This is a genomic window from Parapedobacter defluvii (assembly GCF_014642075.1).
GTDB classification, from domain to species: Bacteria; Bacteroidota; Bacteroidia; order Sphingobacteriales; family Sphingobacteriaceae; genus Parapedobacter; species Parapedobacter defluvii.
Genome location: NZ_BMIK01000005.1, coordinates 184992 through 202423 on the forward strand (window position 1 = coordinate 184992; position 17432 = coordinate 202423).

Annotated in this window: 15 protein-coding genes; 8 read left to right on the top strand and 7 right to left on the bottom strand. The window is 47.2% G+C overall.

Annotated elements, in window-relative coordinates:
* Positions 1-2 precede the first annotated feature (2 nt).
* The 6 genes from atpE (at position 3) to IEX60_RS10170 (ending at position 6210) form a co-directional block, all read left to right on the top strand.
* Positions 3-209, top strand: a complete 207-nt coding sequence (atpE, locus tag IEX60_RS10145) for an ATP synthase F0 subunit C (protein WP_079716302.1) — start codon at positions 3-5, stop codon at positions 207-209.
* Between the two features lie 106 nt (positions 210-315).
* The gene (locus IEX60_RS10150) at positions 316-816 is read left to right on the top strand and encodes a F0F1 ATP synthase subunit B (RefSeq protein WP_188750152.1); all 501 of its coding nucleotides are present in this window, start codon (positions 316-318) and stop codon (positions 814-816) included.
* Positions 817-841: 25 nt separating this feature from the next.
* Positions 842-1390, top strand: a complete 549-nt coding sequence (gene atpH, locus IEX60_RS10155; RefSeq protein ID WP_188750154.1) for an ATP synthase F1 subunit delta — start codon at positions 842-844, stop codon at positions 1388-1390.
* Positions 1391-1430: 40 nt separating this feature from the next.
* Positions 1431-3005, top strand: coding sequence for a F0F1 ATP synthase subunit alpha (atpA, locus tag IEX60_RS10160; protein WP_188750156.1), 1575 nt, complete (start codon positions 1431-1433; stop codon positions 3003-3005).
* 86 nt (positions 3006-3091) lie between these two features.
* The gene (atpG, locus tag IEX60_RS10165; RefSeq protein ID WP_188750158.1) at positions 3092-3976 is read left to right on the top strand and encodes an ATP synthase F1 subunit gamma; all 885 of its coding nucleotides are present in this window, start codon (positions 3092-3094) and stop codon (positions 3974-3976) included.
* 293 nt (positions 3977-4269) lie between these two features.
* Positions 4270-6210 (top strand): nucleoside-diphosphate sugar epimerase/dehydratase, encoded by a 1941-nt coding sequence (locus IEX60_RS10170; RefSeq protein WP_188750160.1) that lies wholly within the window; start codon positions 4270-4272, stop codon positions 6208-6210.
* A 77-nt stretch (positions 6211-6287) separates the two neighbouring features.
* Here IEX60_RS10170 and IEX60_RS10175 read toward each other — a convergent pair whose 3' ends face one another.
* Positions 6288-7334, bottom strand: a complete 1047-nt coding sequence (locus tag IEX60_RS10175; RefSeq protein WP_188750162.1) for a 3-oxoacyl-ACP synthase III family protein — start codon at positions 7332-7334, stop codon at positions 6288-6290.
* A gap of 71 nt (positions 7335-7405) precedes the next feature.
* Between IEX60_RS10175 and IEX60_RS10180 the strand changes: the two genes are divergently transcribed.
* A complete protein-coding gene (locus IEX60_RS10180; RefSeq protein ID WP_188750164.1) occupies positions 7406-7687 on the top strand; it encodes an ATP-dependent Clp protease adaptor ClpS in 282 nt (93 codons plus the stop codon).
* 136 nt (positions 7688-7823) lie between these two features.
* A complete protein-coding gene (locus IEX60_RS10185) occupies positions 7824-10298 on the top strand; it encodes a TonB-dependent receptor (RefSeq protein WP_188750166.1) in 2475 nt (824 codons plus the stop codon).
* Between the two features lie 6 nt (positions 10299-10304).
* Here IEX60_RS10185 and IEX60_RS10190 read toward each other — a convergent pair whose 3' ends face one another.
* The 6 genes from IEX60_RS10190 to IEX60_RS10215 are packed head-to-tail and all read right to left on the bottom strand — an operon-like array spanning position 10305 to position 17422.
* Entirely contained in the window at positions 10305-11006 is a 702-nt protein-coding gene (locus IEX60_RS10190) for a YjjG family noncanonical pyrimidine nucleotidase (protein WP_188750168.1), read from the bottom strand.
* 21 nt (positions 11007-11027) lie between these two features.
* Entirely contained in the window at positions 11028-12029 is a 1002-nt protein-coding gene (locus IEX60_RS10195; RefSeq protein WP_188750170.1) for a glycoside hydrolase family 5 protein, read from the bottom strand.
* Positions 12026-13243, bottom strand: a complete 1218-nt coding sequence (locus tag IEX60_RS10200; protein WP_188750172.1) for a glycoside hydrolase family 26 protein — start codon at positions 13241-13243, stop codon at positions 12026-12028. Before IEX60_RS10200 ends, IEX60_RS10195 begins: the two co-directional genes overlap by 4 nt.
* A 14-nt stretch (positions 13244-13257) precedes the next feature.
* Positions 13258-14538: an IPT/TIG domain-containing protein gene (locus tag IEX60_RS10205; RefSeq protein WP_188750174.1), complete on the bottom strand. Its 1281-nt coding sequence runs from the start codon at positions 14536-14538 to the stop codon at positions 13258-13260.
* Positions 14539-14557: 19 nt separating this feature from the next.
* On the bottom strand, positions 14558-15718 hold the full coding sequence (locus tag IEX60_RS10210; RefSeq protein ID WP_188750176.1) for a glycan-binding surface protein: 1161 nt from the start codon (positions 15716-15718) through the stop codon (positions 14558-14560).
* A 21-nt stretch (positions 15719-15739) separates the two neighbouring features.
* Positions 15740-17422 (bottom strand): RagB/SusD family nutrient uptake outer membrane protein, encoded by a 1683-nt coding sequence (locus tag IEX60_RS10215; RefSeq protein ID WP_188750178.1) that lies wholly within the window; start codon positions 17420-17422, stop codon positions 15740-15742.
* Positions 17423-17432 lie beyond the last annotated feature (10 nt).

A 17432-nucleotide genomic window follows, 5' to 3' on the forward strand; every position in this document is an offset into this window, starting at 1 on the left:
TTATGGTAGGTTCAATTGCGGCAATTGGTGCCGGATTAGCAGTGATTGGTGCCGGGCTCGGTATCGGACAGGTAGGTGGCAAAGCAATGGAAGGTATTGCACGGCAACCGGAAGCTGCATCAAAAATTCAGACCGCTATGATTATCGCAGCAGCCCTTATCGAAGGTGCTGCTCTGTTTGCAATCGTAGTGTCTTTGATGGGATTGTAATAAATCTGGCGAAGAGAACTGAATCAAAAAAAGGCCGGACCCCTGACGGTTGGTTTTGTGTCCGGCCTTTCATCAAGCATGACATTTGAATTTTAGAAACTGAACTATGAGTTTTGATATTGGTAATCCGAGCATCGGATTGGTATTTTGGACCGCGGTCGCTTTTCTTTTATTGTTGGTACTTTTGCGGAAATTCGCTTGGAAGCCCATCATGGAGGCTATCGGCGAGCGGGAAAAGTCCATTGAAGATGCACTGGCATCTGCTGAAAAAGCCAAGGATGAGATGGCACGCCTGACGAATGAAAATGAGCAGTTGCTCAAAGCTGCCCGCGCGGAACGTGATATCATCCTGAAAGAGGCCAAAGAACTGAAAGATCAAATTGTGGCGGACGCAAAAGTAACCGCCCAGACCGAAGGAGCGAAATTGATTGAACAGGCGAGAAAAGAAATTGACGATCAGAAGAAACGGGCACTTGCCGAGGTAAAGAATCAGGTATCCTCTCTTTCTCTTGAGATTGCGCGTAAAGTGCTGCAGAAAGAGTTTGAAGATGGACAAAAGCAAGAGGCGTTGGTAGCCGATTTGCTAAAAGACGTGAAGTTAAATTAATTTCACACAACGTTAACGGAAGATCATGTCGGAATTCAAAGTAGCATCGCGATACGCAAAATCACTGATCGATTTGGCGCAGGAACAAGGAAACTTGGAGTCGGTGAAGCAGGATATGGAGCAGTTCGTTGCCGTACTGAGGTCCAATAAAGAACTACAGGCGGTGCTTAAGAACCCCATCATGAAACAGGATAAAAAGGCCAATATTCTTGACGCACTATTTGAGAAAAAGATAAATCCTTCTATTACGGCTTTTTTTCATATCATGGTGCGGAAAGGACGTGCCGGAATTCTGTATGCCACGGCCCAAGAATTTATCCGTGAGTACGATGAGGTGAAAGGGATTGCTCATGCGACGGTGATTTCCGCTGTTGCGCTTTCACCGCAGCACATTGACGCGTTACGGAAAGTAATTGCGAGCGAGATAAAGGCAGATGTGGTTTTAAAAAATGAAGTAGATCCATCATTGATCGGTGGATTTATCGTCAAAGTCGGCGATCGGCAGGTGGATGCCAGCATTGCCGGTAAACTGAAGAAACTGGAACGTCATTTCGGATCGCAAGTTATAAATTGATAATCACTATTAGATCGCTAAAACCCCTAATACAACTAAAATGATAGAGGTAAGACCAGATGAAGTATCGGCAATTCTGAGAGAGCAATTGTCGGGCTTTAAATCAGAAGCCGAATTGGAAGAAGTGGGTACCGTATTGCAGATAGGCGACGGTATTGCGCGTATATACGGCTTGACTAAAGTTCAATCCGGCGAATTGGTTGAATTTGATAACGGATTACAAGGCATTGTATTGAACCTTGAGGAAGACAACGTAGGTGTTGTATTGCTGGGTCAATCGGATGAAATCAAGGAAGGTGATACCATTAAACGTACCCGACGCATCGCATCCATTAAGGTGGGCGAAGGCATGCTGGGGCGTGTGGTGAATACATTGGGGCAGCCTATCGACGGCAAAGGGCCTATTTTGGGGGATACCTATGAGATGCCCATCGAACGTAAAGCACCGGGTGTAATTTACCGTCAACCGGTAAATGAGCCATTGCAGACCGGAATTAAGGCGATTGATGCAATGATTCCGATCGGCCGTGGTCAACGGGAGCTAGTGATCGGTGACCGCCAAACCGGTAAAACAGCTGTGTGTATAGATACCATCATCAACCAGAAGGAATTTTATGATGCCGGTGAACCGGTATATTGTATTTATGTAGCGGTAGGTCAAAAGAACTCAACGGTTGCGAATATTGTCCGTACGTTGGAAGAGAGCGGTGCAATGCCTTACACAATCGTGGTATCTGCTTCTGCCGCTGATCCGGCGCCGATGCAGTTTTATGCACCCATGGCAGGTGCTGCCATTGGAGAGTTTTTCCGGGATACCGGCCGCCCGGCTTTAATTATTTACGATGACCTGTCTAAACAGGCAGTGGCATACCGTGAGGTTTCATTGCTGCTCCGTCGCCCTCCCGGTCGCGAAGCTTATCCGGGAGATGTGTTTTACCTTCACAGCCGTCTATTGGAACGCGCGGCTAAAATTAACACGTCTGACGAGATTGCACGTCAGATGAACGATTTACCGGAATCCCTTAAACCGCTGGTCAAGGGAGGAGGTTCGCTCACTGCATTACCGATCATTGAAACACAAGCGGGGGACGTGTCTGCTTATATTCCCACAAACGTAATTTCCATTACGGATGGACAAATCTTTTTGGAGTCCAATCTGTTTAACGCGGGTGTACGCCCGGCCATCAACGTCGGTATCTCTGTGTCGCGCGTAGGAGGTAATGCACAGATTAAGTCCATGAAGAAAGTAGCCGGTACGTTGAAACTTGATCAAGCACAGTACCGCGAACTGGAAGCATTTGCTAAATTTGGTTCGGATTTAGATGCCGCCACGAAGGCTGTGTTAGACAAGGGAGTTCGCAACGTAGAAGTCCTCAAGCAGGGTCAATTTTCGCCGGTACCGGTAGAAAAGCAGGTGGCCATTATCTATGCCGGGACAAAAGGTTTGTTCCGCAGTGTGCCGGTTAATAAAGTAAAGGAGTTCGAGGCAGAATACTTGCACCAGTTAGAGTTGCGTCATCCGGAAGTGTTGAGAGAATTGAAGGAAGGCAAGTTCAACGACGAGCTTACCGGCGTATTGGATACGATAGCGAAAGAATTAGCGGATAAGTATTAACGTAGACGTGAGATATGAGACATTAGATATCAGACATCTCAAATCTCATGTCTTACATCTCAAATCTGATATCTCAGATATAGAAAATGGCAAATTTAAAAGAAGTACGGAACCGTATTGCGTCGGTTACTTCTACCCAGCAGATTACGAAAGCCATGAAAATGGTCTCCGCTGCCAAACTGAAGCGGGCAACAAATGCGATTGTGCAATTGAGGCCCTATGCGGAGAAGCTAAGAGAGATATTGGCCAACGTATCTGCCAGTGTGGAAGATGGCACTTCACCCTATACGGTTGACCGTAAGCCAACAAAGGTGCTGATTGTCGTAATTGCGTCAAACAGAGGTTTGGCTGGCGCATTCAATGCCAATGCTATTAAAACAGCTAATCAGTTGATCACCGATAAATACAGTGAGCAAATGCAGGCAGGAAACGTAAGCATTGTTGCCATTGGAAAACGAGCACAGGATTATTACCAGAGGCGCCGGTACCAGGTAATCGGTGATAACAATGAGCTATTTTCGGCGCTTAATTTTGAAAATACCTCAAAGATTACGGAAGCGATCATGAAGGGGTTTTCAGACGGAACGTATGACCGGGTGGAATTGGTTTATAACCGGTTCCGTAATGCTGCCGTTCAAATCTTGACTACTGAGCAATTGTTGCCGCTTGTGCCTGCCACCGTTGAGTCAAACCGTCCGAAAAATGACGTGGATTACATTATCGAACCTTCAAAGGAAAAGATCATTAATGAGTTGATCCCGAAGGCCATCAAAGTGCAGCTTTACAAGGCGGTGCTGGATTCGCATGCTTCCGAGCACGGTGCGCGCATGACCGCGATGGATAAAGCGACGGATAATGCCGGAGAGTTATTGAAGTCGCTCAAGCTTTCATATAACCAAGCAAGGCAAGCAGCCATCACCACAGAACTTACGGAAATTGTGAGTGGCGCGGCAGCACTTTCCAATGGGTAACATTAACCGAAAAAGTATATTTTAAGGGCCTTTAGGGCCCTTTTTAGTTTTGTACTGCGTATCTCTAAAAATATACCCATTATTAGGTATAGGTTTACGTAAACAATTCATTTAGTTTTGTGTTATTATTTCGCTGATGATATTATTTCATTTGGCAAGGTTATTGAGCAGTTGGGGGTGATTACATTTACTTAGTCAATAATTGCAATTCTTGTACACATGTTGTAGCAAAAAGAAGATTATATTCGTTAATCTACGTGAAGAGGGGTCGTGGCTACATTGATTAAACTTACATGAAAGAACGGATACTTCGTTTTAAAACCGTGCCTCGTTGGGCAATACTACTATTGGATGTACTGATATTGGCCTGGTCGTTTACCCTCTCTTATTTTGTTGCGAAGCAATTTAATTTCCACGACGTCATCCGGGGGCATTTTTTTGTTTACACGGGTATGTATGTAGGGATTGCGCTGCCGGTATTTTTCCTGATGCGTATACACACCGGGTTGATCCGCTATTCTGATACCCGGGACATGCTGAAAATATTTTCGGCGATGCTGATCAATTCGGCTATTTACATAGCGGTTGCTTACCTAGTATTGGGTCCGTTGCTACATATCAGGGATCAACAATTGGGGTTGGTCTTGTTGATCAATTTTTTTATCGCTACGTCTTTCCTTATCATGCTTCGGATCGCAGTGAAGAGTATTTACTTTATGCTGACGAGGCGGATGCGCGATGTGGATACCGTGCGTGTATTGATTTACGGTGCCGACCAGAATGCGATTATGGCTAAGCAGGCTCTGGAGAATAGTACGGAATCCAAGTTTGTCATTGTTGGTTTTATCGACACTAACAGAGGTAAACTGAATAGCTATATAGAGCGAAAGCGTGTTTACCATGTAAAGGACCTTGCTGCGTTAAAAGATAAGTATGCGATAGACCAGATGATTTTTGTAAAAGATCACCTGGGAAGTAGGGATAAAAAAGTGATTGTAGAACGGTGTTTGCGATTGGGAATTAAAGTCCTGACGGTACCGCCGGCATCGGAATGGGTATCCGGCAGGTTACGGATCCAGCAAATAAAGAATTTACGGATTGAGGATCTGTTGCAGCGTGCTCCCATTAAAATTAATAACGATAAAATCTGTGATGATCTTTGTGGCAAACGAATACTGATTACGGGTGCTGCTGGGTCAATCGGTTCGGAGATTGTCCGGCAGGTGTTGCGTTACGAACCTCAAATGCTTATTCTCTGTGACCAAGCAGAATCTCCCATGCACGAGATTCAGCTGGAAATTGAGGAGACATTTTCTTCAAGTAATGTCGTTATCGCCATTGCCGACATCCGGAATCTAGAGCGCATGCATCAGATATTCAACGATTACCGACCCGAGTTGGTGTATCACGCTGCGGCTTATAAGCATGTACCCATGATGGAGCGGAATCCGGGGGAGGCAGTGAGTACCAATGTGGGAGGAACAAAGAATGTTGCCGACCTGTCAGTACTTTTCGGTGTGAAGAAGTTTGTGATGATATCTACGGATAAGGCGGTGAATCCTACCAATGTAATGGGGGCTTCTAAGCGTATTGCAGAGATTTATACGCAAAGCCTGGATGCACAGCAATCCGTTCACTTGGTCGATACGGCAGCGGGGGTAACCAAACAGGTGAAGGGTACCCGTTTCATTACGACCCGGTTTGGCAATGTATTGGGATCCAATGGGTCCGTGATACCGAGGTTTACCGCACAAATAGCAAAAGGCGGGCCGTTGACCGTGACTCATCCCGAGATTACAAGATATTTCATGACCATACCGGAAGCGGTACAATTGGTACTGGAGGCAGGCACGATGGGCAAAGGTGGGGAAATTTATGTATTCGATATGGGCAAGCCGGTCAAAATCGTTGATTTAGCAAGAAAGATGATTCAATTGGCGGGGCTTAAGCCCGAGAAAGATATCGAGATTGTATATACGGGATTACGCAGCGGAGAGAAATTATACGAAGAGTTGCTAAGTGATGGGGAGAAAGTGGTTCCCACACACCATGACAAAATACATATCGCACGGGTCAATCCGTTGAATCACGAAAGTGCCAAGCGTCTTGTTTATGAACTTATTGCACTGAATGAACGGAAAAACAGCAGTGGAGTTGTTCGTAAGATGAAAGAAATTGTGCCTGAATTTATCAGCAAGAATTCTCCATTCGAAGCGCTTGATACGGTAGGATAGACCGCTTTCGGCTATCAGCTTTCAGCGATCACAGTTGAAGGCTGAAAGCTGATAGCTGGCTTTCCGATAACCTCAAATCACCACCTGATCAATGCACTCGCCCACGTAAAACCTGAACCAAAAGCAGCTAGGCAGACAAGATCACCCGTGTTAATTTTCCCTGCTTCCCAAGCTTCACACAAGGCGATAGGTACGGATGCGGCTGTCGTGTTACCATATTTTTGGATGTTATTAAAAACCTGATTATCGCTAAGGCCCAACAACTTTTGGACGTATTGGCTGATGCGTAGGTTGGCTTGATGCGGGATGAGCAAGTCGATATCTTTTTCGGATAGGTTATTGGCTGCCAGTGCTTCTCTGATGACCTCAGGAAACTTAACGATAGCTTTCTTGAATACCGCAGGACCATCCATGTAGGGGAGTGTGGCCCCACTTTCCAACTGCTCGGTAGTAAGGAACAGGCCACCCAGTTCCTGATTGGGAAACGGTGGTTTGTCTGTTAACCATTTATTGGCGTGCGCTCCGGGGTAATACATCGCGAGGATTTCTGCATCCGCTCCGTCACTGTGAAGGTGAGTGCTTAATATGCCTTTATTTTTTTCTTGCGTAGGCTGTAGTACAACAGCTCCGGCGCCGTCTCCAAAAATTACCGATACATTGCGGCTCCGTGTCTGAAAATCCATTGCAAAAGAGTGCTTCTCACTGCCCACAACTAGAATATTTTTATAGGTGCCTGTTTTTATAAATTGATCGGCCACGGAAAGCGCATATACAAAGCCCGAACATTGGTTTCGCACATCCAGGGCACCGATTTCGCGCATACCCATTTCACGTTGAAGCAACACACCGCAACCCGGAAAGTAGTAATCAGGGCTTAGGGTGGCGAATACAATGAAATCAATGTCATGCGTGGTAACGCCGGCCCGATCCATGGCTATTTTAGCGGCCTCGATGGCCATGGTCGTTGTAGTCTCGCCCATGCGGTTCGCAAACCTGCGTTCTTTTATTCCTGTCCGTTCTTGTATCCATTCATCGCTGGTATCCATAAAACGAGTCAGATCTTCATTTGTGTAAACGTTTTTGGGGACATAGTAGCCCATTCCAGCAATTTTTGATTGGTACATACCTGCGCGATTTAAAAAGGATTATTACCACAATGTTACGGAATTTTTTTAAAAAGGCGTAACTTTGTGGGATGACGGTCGAAACCCAGGAGGAAACCTATACGCTTGAAGAGGTGTTGGCTGCTGTAACGCCTAACCATCGGTTAATACTTTGGAACGATGACACCAATACGTTTGAGCATGTAATCAATTGCTTGGTTAAACATTTGCAATACAGTGCGGAACAGGCGGAGAAGATTGCGTGGAAAGTGCACACGGAAGGAAAATGTCCCGTATTGGAGGGTAGTTATACCGAAGTAGATATATACCGTAAGATTCTTAAGTCTGAAGGGTTGACAGTCAGTATCGAGTGAATTCTGGAACCAAAGTAACAATCTAAGCGAACCTATATCGGTGCTGTAATATTGCGGTTACCATACATGTGTGGTTTCAATAAAAGCACAATCTTTGCGGCAGGTTACTCAGATACTAATTTTTTAATACAAACACATGTTTTTTGCAAGCAGGATAAAGATCGGTTACGTTATTTTACTAAGTATTTTCTCCACGTCGCTGGATGTTAACGCACAGGCAGGGAAGGCTTCCGTTTCGGCAGTGGTTATCGACGAACTATCGGGAGACCCAATCGGGTTTGCCAGTGCTGCTTTATTAGTGCAGGGATCTAATACATATGTGAAGGGTATGCAGACAGTGGATGACGGTAAAGTGTTATTCACAGAGATTGCACCCGGCACGTACGCTGTGCGGATTACTTATGTGGGGTACGAAAATCACCTAACGGAAAATGTGGTGGTGAAGGCAGGAGAGGCGGTTAATTTGGGTAAAATCTTGCTGAAACCGACGGGAGAGTTGCTAGAAGAAGTCGTGGTACAAGGTGCGCCTCCTGCAATGGAGTTGGGAATAGACCGGAAAATTTTTAATGTGGCTGAGAGTACATTGAGCGTGGGAGGAACTGCCACAGACTTGCTGGCAAACGTACCTTCTTTACAAGTGGATATGGATGGCACAGTGAGTCTACGGGGATCCAGCAGTGTCCGTGTTTTAATCAATGGCCGTGAATCCGCGCTGGCAGGTAGTGATGTGACTCAATTTCTTCAGTCATTGCCGGCCAATGCTGTGGAACGGATCGAGGTGGTCACCAATCCTTCTTCCAAATACGATGCGGAGGGCCAGTCTGGCATTATTAATATTGTCTTGAAGAAAAATACCTACTTAGGTTTTAACGGATCTGCCAATTTTTCAGGTGGCTCTTACAATAATTACATGGCAGGTGTCAACTTGAATTTCCGGAATAATAGTGTTAATTATTACGGTGGCTACACGTTTAACCGACGGAATATGGTTGGAGATGGAGTGAATAATACCGAATTACTGGCAAACAATAGCCTGACCAACAATACCAGTGAAAGTGCCCGCCTCGGCCTTAACCACAATGTACAGCTTGGTGTTGACTATTATCTCGGCGAAAAAACACTCATCGGATTGGCGGGAAACCTAAGCTTCCGTGGCAATGAGCGTAATGAAGATTTGTTTTATAATTATTTTAATCATCCACAACTATCGGGTAGCAGCAGTCGTTTCTCCCGGCAGGATGAAGATGATTTCGGATATGAGGTAGCATTGGACGTAAAACAGGATTTTAAACACGATGGTGAGGAGCTGCTCGCAAATGTTGCTTTTGGCTACGATGGGGAAGAAGGGGTGAATTCTTTTGATCAGGAGTATTCTGTTCCCCCATCGGGGAGGTATGAAAGAGCAAGGATCAACGACACGAAGGAGGATGGGCGTAATGTCAATATTCAGTTGGATTATGTACGGCCATTTGGTGAAAACCATAAGTTGGAGGCCGGGTATCGCACGATTATCCGGCGTAGTATGGATTATCAGTATTCTCAGTCTGATTCAACCCAGGGATTAATGCCGGATTACCGGGTCAGCAACGATTTTGATATGACGAGTAGTGTACATGCCTTGTATGTTAACTACCAAAATAAATTGACGGATAAATTGGGTTACCAAGTAGGACTACGTGCGGAACAGGCATATTTGGACACTGAATTGGGATTGCTTACTCCAGGTCTATCTGAGGATGAGCGGACAATTTCCGGACAATTGGACTATTTCCGCGTGTATCCCAGTGTATTCCTCACGCAGGAATTTGGAAATAAGAATCAACTTCAATTGAGTTACACGCGGCGGGTAAGCCGGCCCAGAGGGTGGCAGGTAAATCCGTTTGTAGATGTGTCAGACAACCTGAATCATCGTCAGGGCAATCCTAATCTGTTGCCCGAAGATATTCATTCATTTGAATTGGGGTATACAAAAACCTGGGAATCCTTGTTGATCACCTCTTCTGTGTATCACCGCATTGTAAATGATGTAACCCAACCGATTATTCAGGAAGTGGACGAAAATACAGGTGTTACATTGATGCAATGGCAGAATATAAGCCGTAACGAATCAACTGGGCTGGAATTGATTTCCCGATTGGATCTATCCAAAAAGTGGGATGTTATGGCCAATGTCAATGCATACCATACGCGGTTCAGAGGCAGTGAAGCGTTTGGGGTCGATCCCTCGAAAGGGTTTAGCTGGAATGCCAATGCGACCACGAACTACCGTTTTATCCCACGGCTTTCCCTTCAAGCCCGTTTTGAATACCAGGCACCCCGTATCATGGCACAAGGGAAGGGTATTGAAAACTATGTGATAGATGCAGGGCTTAAGCTGGATGTGCTAAACCGTAAAGGAAGTATTCTATTCAACGCACGGGATTTATTGAACCAACGGCGTTTCGGGGGATATACGCACAGCAATGGAGTCCATCGTTATTTTGAACATCGATGGATGCGCAGAACCTTTATGCTGTCATTTAATTATCGTTTTGGCGATCAAAGCCTTAAGCGGGAGGAGCGTAAACGGGAGAATACCGAAGATTATGGAGGAGGAGAGCAACAGTTTTGATGGCTGTCAAAAGAGTTGGGTAAGTTCGTAAAGCGTGCCGATGCTGCGCCTGACATCCGTTGGTACTTCTTCCCTTTTGGGGTTGAAGTAAATGGCGTCCATGCCGACATTCTGTGCGCCGCGTATGTCTGCATCCAAACTGTCGCCAACCATTACGCTGTCGGGAATTGCTGTTTTCGCATTATTAACCGCATAGTGGAAAATCCGCGGATCGGGTTTATGGACACCCACCGTTTCCGAAATCACAACGGTGGAGAAATACTTTTTAAGATCACATTTGGTGATCTTGGTTTCCGCAGCGTCTCCGAAGCCATTTGAAATAAGGTGGAGAGTATATTTTTCGCAGAGGTAGCCGAGGGTTTCATGTACATGTGGGAACAAGTGGGTTTTCTGAGGGCACAGCCTGAGATAATCTTCTTCAAATGCCTTCGGGAATAACCGGGGGTCGATTTCCAGTTCACTAAATGTATCGGCAAAACGCGCTTCGCGAAGTTCAGATTTCGTAATTTTTCCGTGATGATAGAGTGCCCATAACCGATGATTATTTCGGTTATAAGTTTCAATAAACACGCCGGCAGAATCGATGCCCAGTGAATCGAAATTATAGGTGTCAAATAATTCCCTTAACGCCTCTTCGGCGTTTTTTTCGAAATCCCAAATGGTATGATCCAGATCGAAGAAAATATCTTTTTTCCCTGTATGCCGCATGATGCAAAGATACGGTTTTTTTTAGGGTACGTTCAGTTCTCGGAGCTGTTGCCGGATGTATTTCCCGGCGGGGGTAAGGTGATCTGGCGTCCACTTGCCTACAGTAGGGGCACCAGGAGCGAGTATTGCCGTGGTCTCCTCTTTATCTGTGATATTCCAGTTTGCCCAGCTTAATTGATGTTCTTCCATCCAGTTCATCCATTGTGCCGTTTTCGTTAGATCGAATTGACCGTTGCCGTTCGATTCACCGACACCCCACTCGGTGATAAACAGGGGAAGGCCCTTGGCCATCGCTGTCTCAGCTTTCCTCCGCAGGTTGTCCTGATGATAAGGGTCGCTGGCATAGAAGTGGAATGAATAAGCAATGTTATCATAACCAATGATGGGATCGTTAGCAGCAATATCTACATCTTGGTCCCAGTGGGGGCTTCCAACAATGATTAAATTTTCGGTATCGTATTTCCGGATTTCTTGGATAAGGGCAATGGAATAATCCTTGATAGTTGGCCATGATTGTCGTTCGGGCTCATTCCATATTTCGTAAATGATGTTCGGTGTGCCTGCATAACGGCGTGCCATATGCGTAAAAAAGACTTTTGCCTGTTCGATATTTTTATCGGCATTGTGGTCGTGCCAGTCGATGATTACATAAATTCCCCGTTTTATGGCCCGGTCCGCGATCCGCTGGATGAGTGCGGCCTGCTCTTCGGGATGTTGCAGGTATCCGCCGTCTGGTTCAATGGCCATGGATAGCCTGACGAGCGAAACCTGAAAATCATCTACCAACCAGTCGACCACCTCTCGGGTATAATACTTTTTGCCACCCCAGATGCTCCAGGAGAAACTCATACCACGGAGCTGCGGCGATATGCCATGCTGATTTACGATATGGTTTCCCGAAATTTTCAGGTATCCATGCTGCTCACTGGGTGTAGATGCTTTTTCTGTTGTGGCTTTTTGTTCTTTAAACAAGGTGCAGCCCAGTAAGGAAAGGGTGTAAAACGCGATAATTATTTTTTTCATGGCAATTTATACATAGCGGGTGTTTCATCACCGAACAGGACATATGAGTCTGCCTTGAATGCCCTGAAATCTGCGGCCGCCGGATGGTTTTGATAAGGCGTCCAAAAGGCGTCTTTCCGGTTGGCCCACGCAAGTGCATAGGCAAGTTTTACAGGTCGCAGTCGAAGTGCTTTGAGCAACACCGTTGTGTACCAATCGGCTTGGGTAAGATTTGATAGCCCCGTTTCGGTGAGTGCAGCCACTTTACGATGTTGTTCGGCAAAGTCTGAAACAATTTTCATTTTTTGGGCTGCTGCTGCAAGGGTAGCCGCCGATTGCAGATCACCGTAGTTGTCCATACCTACCAGATCTACATAGTCATCACCGGGATAACGCTCAACGTATTGTGATTCAGTGTTGAAATTTCTGTCGGGTGACCAGGCGTATAAAAAATTCCGTACATCGAGTTCGTCGCGCAGGTATTCCACGGTAAAGCGGTAAAGTGCCTTATATTCTTCCGCTGTGCAATGGGCCCGGCCCCACCAGAACCAATCGCCATCAAACTCATGGAAAGGCCTGAAGATTACGGGTACCGGTTTGCCGTCGGCACCGACCAGTGACCGGGCGTATTCCGCAATGGTTTCGAGTGAGGTTTTATAAACTTCATGGTGGTCTCCTCCTGGCAGGATCCGGCTGACTGCCTTTACCGGTGATTCACTCCAATAGAAGCTTTCTTTTGACACCGGGTTGGCGTAGTGCCAACAGTAGGTATTGACACCGCCGCGGTCGTAAGCTTCGATAGTAAGCTGGCGTGCGATCTGCTTTTCATAGGCAAACCAACTGTTTCCGGGATCAAAGAAACCGGAGATGTGATTGAAATCATGGCCATATACTGCGGGATACCCACCTGTAACAGTCTGTACATCCGATTTTTCAGTGGATACGATTGGTAGATGCGCTTCGTTGGCCCATTCGGTGTTGGGGTTATCCAAGCCACGCTTGGTGGCGTCTTGATGGCCGAAGAGAATGTGTTCTTCGGCCATTGTTCTGAGGTTGTAGAATAGCGCGGCAGTTTCATCGGTCGCATTTTTATCGACCAACTGTTCCCGGATTTCTGTCAAGGTAGGGGTTACGACCTCCGGATCAGGCTCTGAATCATCCGCCTTGCTCGGCTTTCCACAAGCAACCCACACTGTGAATGCGAGAACTGTCAACCACGGAGCTAACTTCTTCATATGCACAAAATCCGTTAGCGCAGTCCTACATGATCGATGAAAACTGAGCCGGACCAACCTGTCTCCTGCATGGTGATTTCGGTAATCGTTGCGGGATCGCCTAACTCGGACATGGATAGCTTATACTCAACCCATTTACCGGCTTCGAGGGTAATGACATTGGTGGTACCGCCGTTGACGCTGACATTGATTTTTTGGCCGTCGGTTTCCGGAGTCGCGTAGATTGCAAACGATAATTCCGTGTACCCGGCGGCATTCACGCTGAAATTGGCAAACTTGAGGGCACCCCAAGAGCCCTGGTAACTCACTTTGATGGCTGCATCTCCGTCCCTTACGTTTTCTGTATTGTTTAGATCTACTGTACTTCCCCAACCCCAGTTCTGTGCGTTGTTTTCCAGCTTATCGACAAACAATGGAAATGCCAGCGGATCTAAGGGCGCAGGGTCGCCAACGAACGAAAGGATGTCTGTACTGGAAATGGTAATACCTGAGAACGTCACAATGTCCACCGTACCGCGTGTCGCTTCTTCAGGTACGGTGAGTGTCAATTGCTGTTCGGATTGGTTGCTAAAGTCCGTGATAGGTTCAGCTACGCCCTTGAGCCATACTTGGTTAACTAAGTCGAGATCCGTACCGTTTATGGTCAGCGTTTTGCCCCGTTCAATAGGGTTTGGCGACAACCCCGTCAATGCGGGAAGTGTGACGGCTAGTTCAGTCTCGCTTTCCAGTTCAATAGGTTCGGTACCCCCACAGGAGAAGATCAGGAGGCCGGTTTGTGCCTCCAACGGTACGCGGACGACCAATTCTGTGCGAGATTGGCTTTCGAATGTTGTTACAACCGCACCGCCTTCAAATGTCACCGCTGATATCCAATTGAGGTATTCACCTTGGATGGAAACGGTTTCACCGGGCTTGACAGTTTCGGTCATCGATGTAATTTCGACCGGAACATTGAGATTTAGGGGTGATTTTGAAACAATATCGCCCGCTGGGGTCTTAAGCGTAACCGGGCCATGTTCGGCTTCGATGGGAACGGTGATGATGATCTGCTCGGATGTATGCTCGATGAAAGCATTGCTCGGTATGCTCGCCCCAACGAGATCAATGGCCGTTACCTTGTCGAGGTTATTGCCGATGAATCGGATCTGTTCGCCATGGGAGACACCTGACGGTCCGAAACTGAGCAATTCCACCGCAGTGGAAAGCGGTTCTTTTTTCTCGCATGATAATGTTGTTAGCAAGACAATACCCACCAACAAAGCGGATACCTGCCTGATATGTATGTTAAGTTTCATTGTCGTTGTGTTTTAGGCATCATTCAGTTTTGCTTTCGTCTATTTTCGGGACCACCCTAAAGTTATCGAAGGCGATATCACAATCCCAATCTCCTGGACCATGTATAAGCACCCTGGTCCAGTATCCGTTGGGATTGACGACCGGAGTGACACCCAACTCTTTGTAACTTTGGATAATGGTCTCAAATGGAATAACGACCGTCTGCCATTGTCCGCCGGTATCGAAAGGTGGCGCCCACTGATAGGCATCGTTCACTTCGCTTTGGAGACCGAAGTTGAATTTGATCATGTTATTATTGTAGGGTTTCAGCGTGTTAACCTCGAATTTAAGGTCGTATTTTTCCGGTTTGAGGATAGCCTCATCGGGCAGCTTCTTGCTGATATCGCCCATGGCATCGGCTGCTCCTCCGGCTACCTCCGTCCAGGCCCAAGCGCCTATGGAGCGGGTTACACGGATGTAATTGCCGTTGATGGCCGGGGGATCACCTGCCCCTGGGTTACTGACTACGAACGAAGCGTTCCACCATCCCGTAAACGGATCGCTGCTAAGGATGATGTTCCGGTTATCCCGGTACCAGAAATCGGAAGGGGTTTCGCCAAAATTGCTTTTGATGGTAATCGGTCCCGATTGTGCATCTGCGGGAATCCTGACGCGGATAATGTCATCTTCCACAGCTATCACCTCCCCGGTGCCGCCACCTGTGAAGGTAACGGTAAGGGGCTCGTAAAAGTAATTACCCCGGATGGTGGCTACTTCCCCCGCCAGCGTGTACTCATTATCCATGGAAAGAATCAGCGGTTCACTGATTTGTACTTCAAAATCATGCTCAAGGATATGTCCGTTTGCAAAGATGATCCGCAGTTTATTGGTGATTTCCGAGGGTACCTGACTCGGAATAGTCACCAAGATGGTGTTGTTGGTCACATAGGTGGCGGTGAGTACCGCCTGCTGGTCGTTGAACCAGACCTCCCGGGCACCTCCTAAGTTTTCCCCCACGATAGCGATGAGGTTACTTTGATAGCCGCCTACCAAGAGCGAGTCGGCGGAGTCGGGATCGGTAACACGGATGTAACGGATCTGCGGCTCACCGCCGGTGCTTTCTTTCGAACATGAGCTATAACTGCCTGCGGTTAACAGGGCTACGGCTAGGTATATTATCGATTTATACAATGGTTTCATCTCATTTTTGTACTAAGTGGACTATTTATTGAAATAATCAACCGGAGGTTTACGCAAGTTGGGGGCTTGATTCAACTCTGCTGTCGGAATCGGTAGCAGGAAGTTACCGCTGTTCGCGTTTATATTCCTTGTACCGGGATCTACCCAAGGCGTTTTTATAAATTTCCATGACGTTGGGTTAGGAAACTGGTCGGGCTCCGTAAAGAATCGTTCACGGTCCTGTGCATTCAGGATATCGTAGGCCTTTTGCGGGTTGTGGTAATGCAGGCTGACGAGGTCATACCAGGCCATGCCCTCCATGGAAAATTCGATAAAGCGTTCTTTCAAGATGGCATCCAGGGTCAGCGGCTCTTCACGCGGTGGCAATCCTGCCCGGGTATGTACTTTATTGAAGTACTCCATCGCCGTTTCATCGGTTGTAGAGGTGCCATTGCCTAATACCGCTTCGGCGTAGATCAGGTAAATTTCAGCCAGCCGTTGCATATACGTATCGTGGCCATAGTTCTGCGATGCGGCTTGCCCACCTACGTCTTCGGCTTTTCCGGTAACGTATTTTTTGATGGAGAGAAAATTCACATCCGTACCACTGAAGGGGAAAACCAGCTCTTGCTTGCCACCCGGAATGGATTGCGTGATTTCCGAATAATGTGCGCCGGGAAGCATGAATGTCGCTTTCAACCGCTGATCGAGTGTCCTCCCTGCCAAACCTGTTTCCGTAGGTACAATGCCGTCATACAGCGATATCATCCACCAGGTCGCTCCTTTATCGCCACCCCATCCATCGCCGTTTGCGATATCGCCGCTATAGGCCAGGTAAGCGGGAGTCGAATTCTGTACTCCCCAAGCGCCGGGGGCAAACGTCCACTGCAGGGAGAATAGTGATTCGGCGTTGTTATCGTAGGGATAAAGAAACAGTTCGGCATAGTTGGTAAGCAAGGATGCTCCGCTCATCCGGATTACCCGGTCAGCATAGTATTTTGCGCTATCGAGGAATGTCTGATCCCGGCTACCGGAGCCGCCGGATACCACCCCTGCCCGCGTGAGATAAAAGCGTGCCAGCATACCTTCTGCCGACCATTTGGAAAGTCGTCCCGGACGGAGAGGGGTTTCAGGCAGGTCTTCGGCAGCGGCGCGCATTTCATTGGTGATGTACCGCCACACGCTTTCCGGCGTGTTGCGTTGGATGGTGGTGTCTGCCAGAAGCGTGAGGTTGTTTTCGATGATTGGCACAGCACCCCAATTCATGACGAGAAAGCGGTAGGCCAGCGCCCGCATAAATCGTGCTTCCGCAATTGCCATCCGCTTGATATCGGGGGAGACACCGTCTCCTGCATATTTCTGGATGTTCTGTATGGCCAGATTGGCCTGCCCCACGACAATGAAGAACGAGCGCCAGGCGGTGCCGTTTTCCGGAGTATCCCCGGTAGTATTGAAGAGTACATTGCCCCGATCGTTATAGGCGGAATAGGCTGTTCCTGCACGGAAATCACCCAAGTTATACGAAGCCTTATCGTTGTAATCAAACCAGACTTGGCTGTACAGTAGCGCGGTAGCGGCCAATACTTGATCGTCGGTTTTATAAAAGCTGGCGTCAACGATGGAATCCGTCGGCGGCTTTTCCAGGAAGCTTTTATTGCAGCTTAGAAGAGTTACAAAGGAAGTCAATAGGAGTGCCTTTGCAAAAGTATATCTTGTCTGTGTCATGGTTGTCATC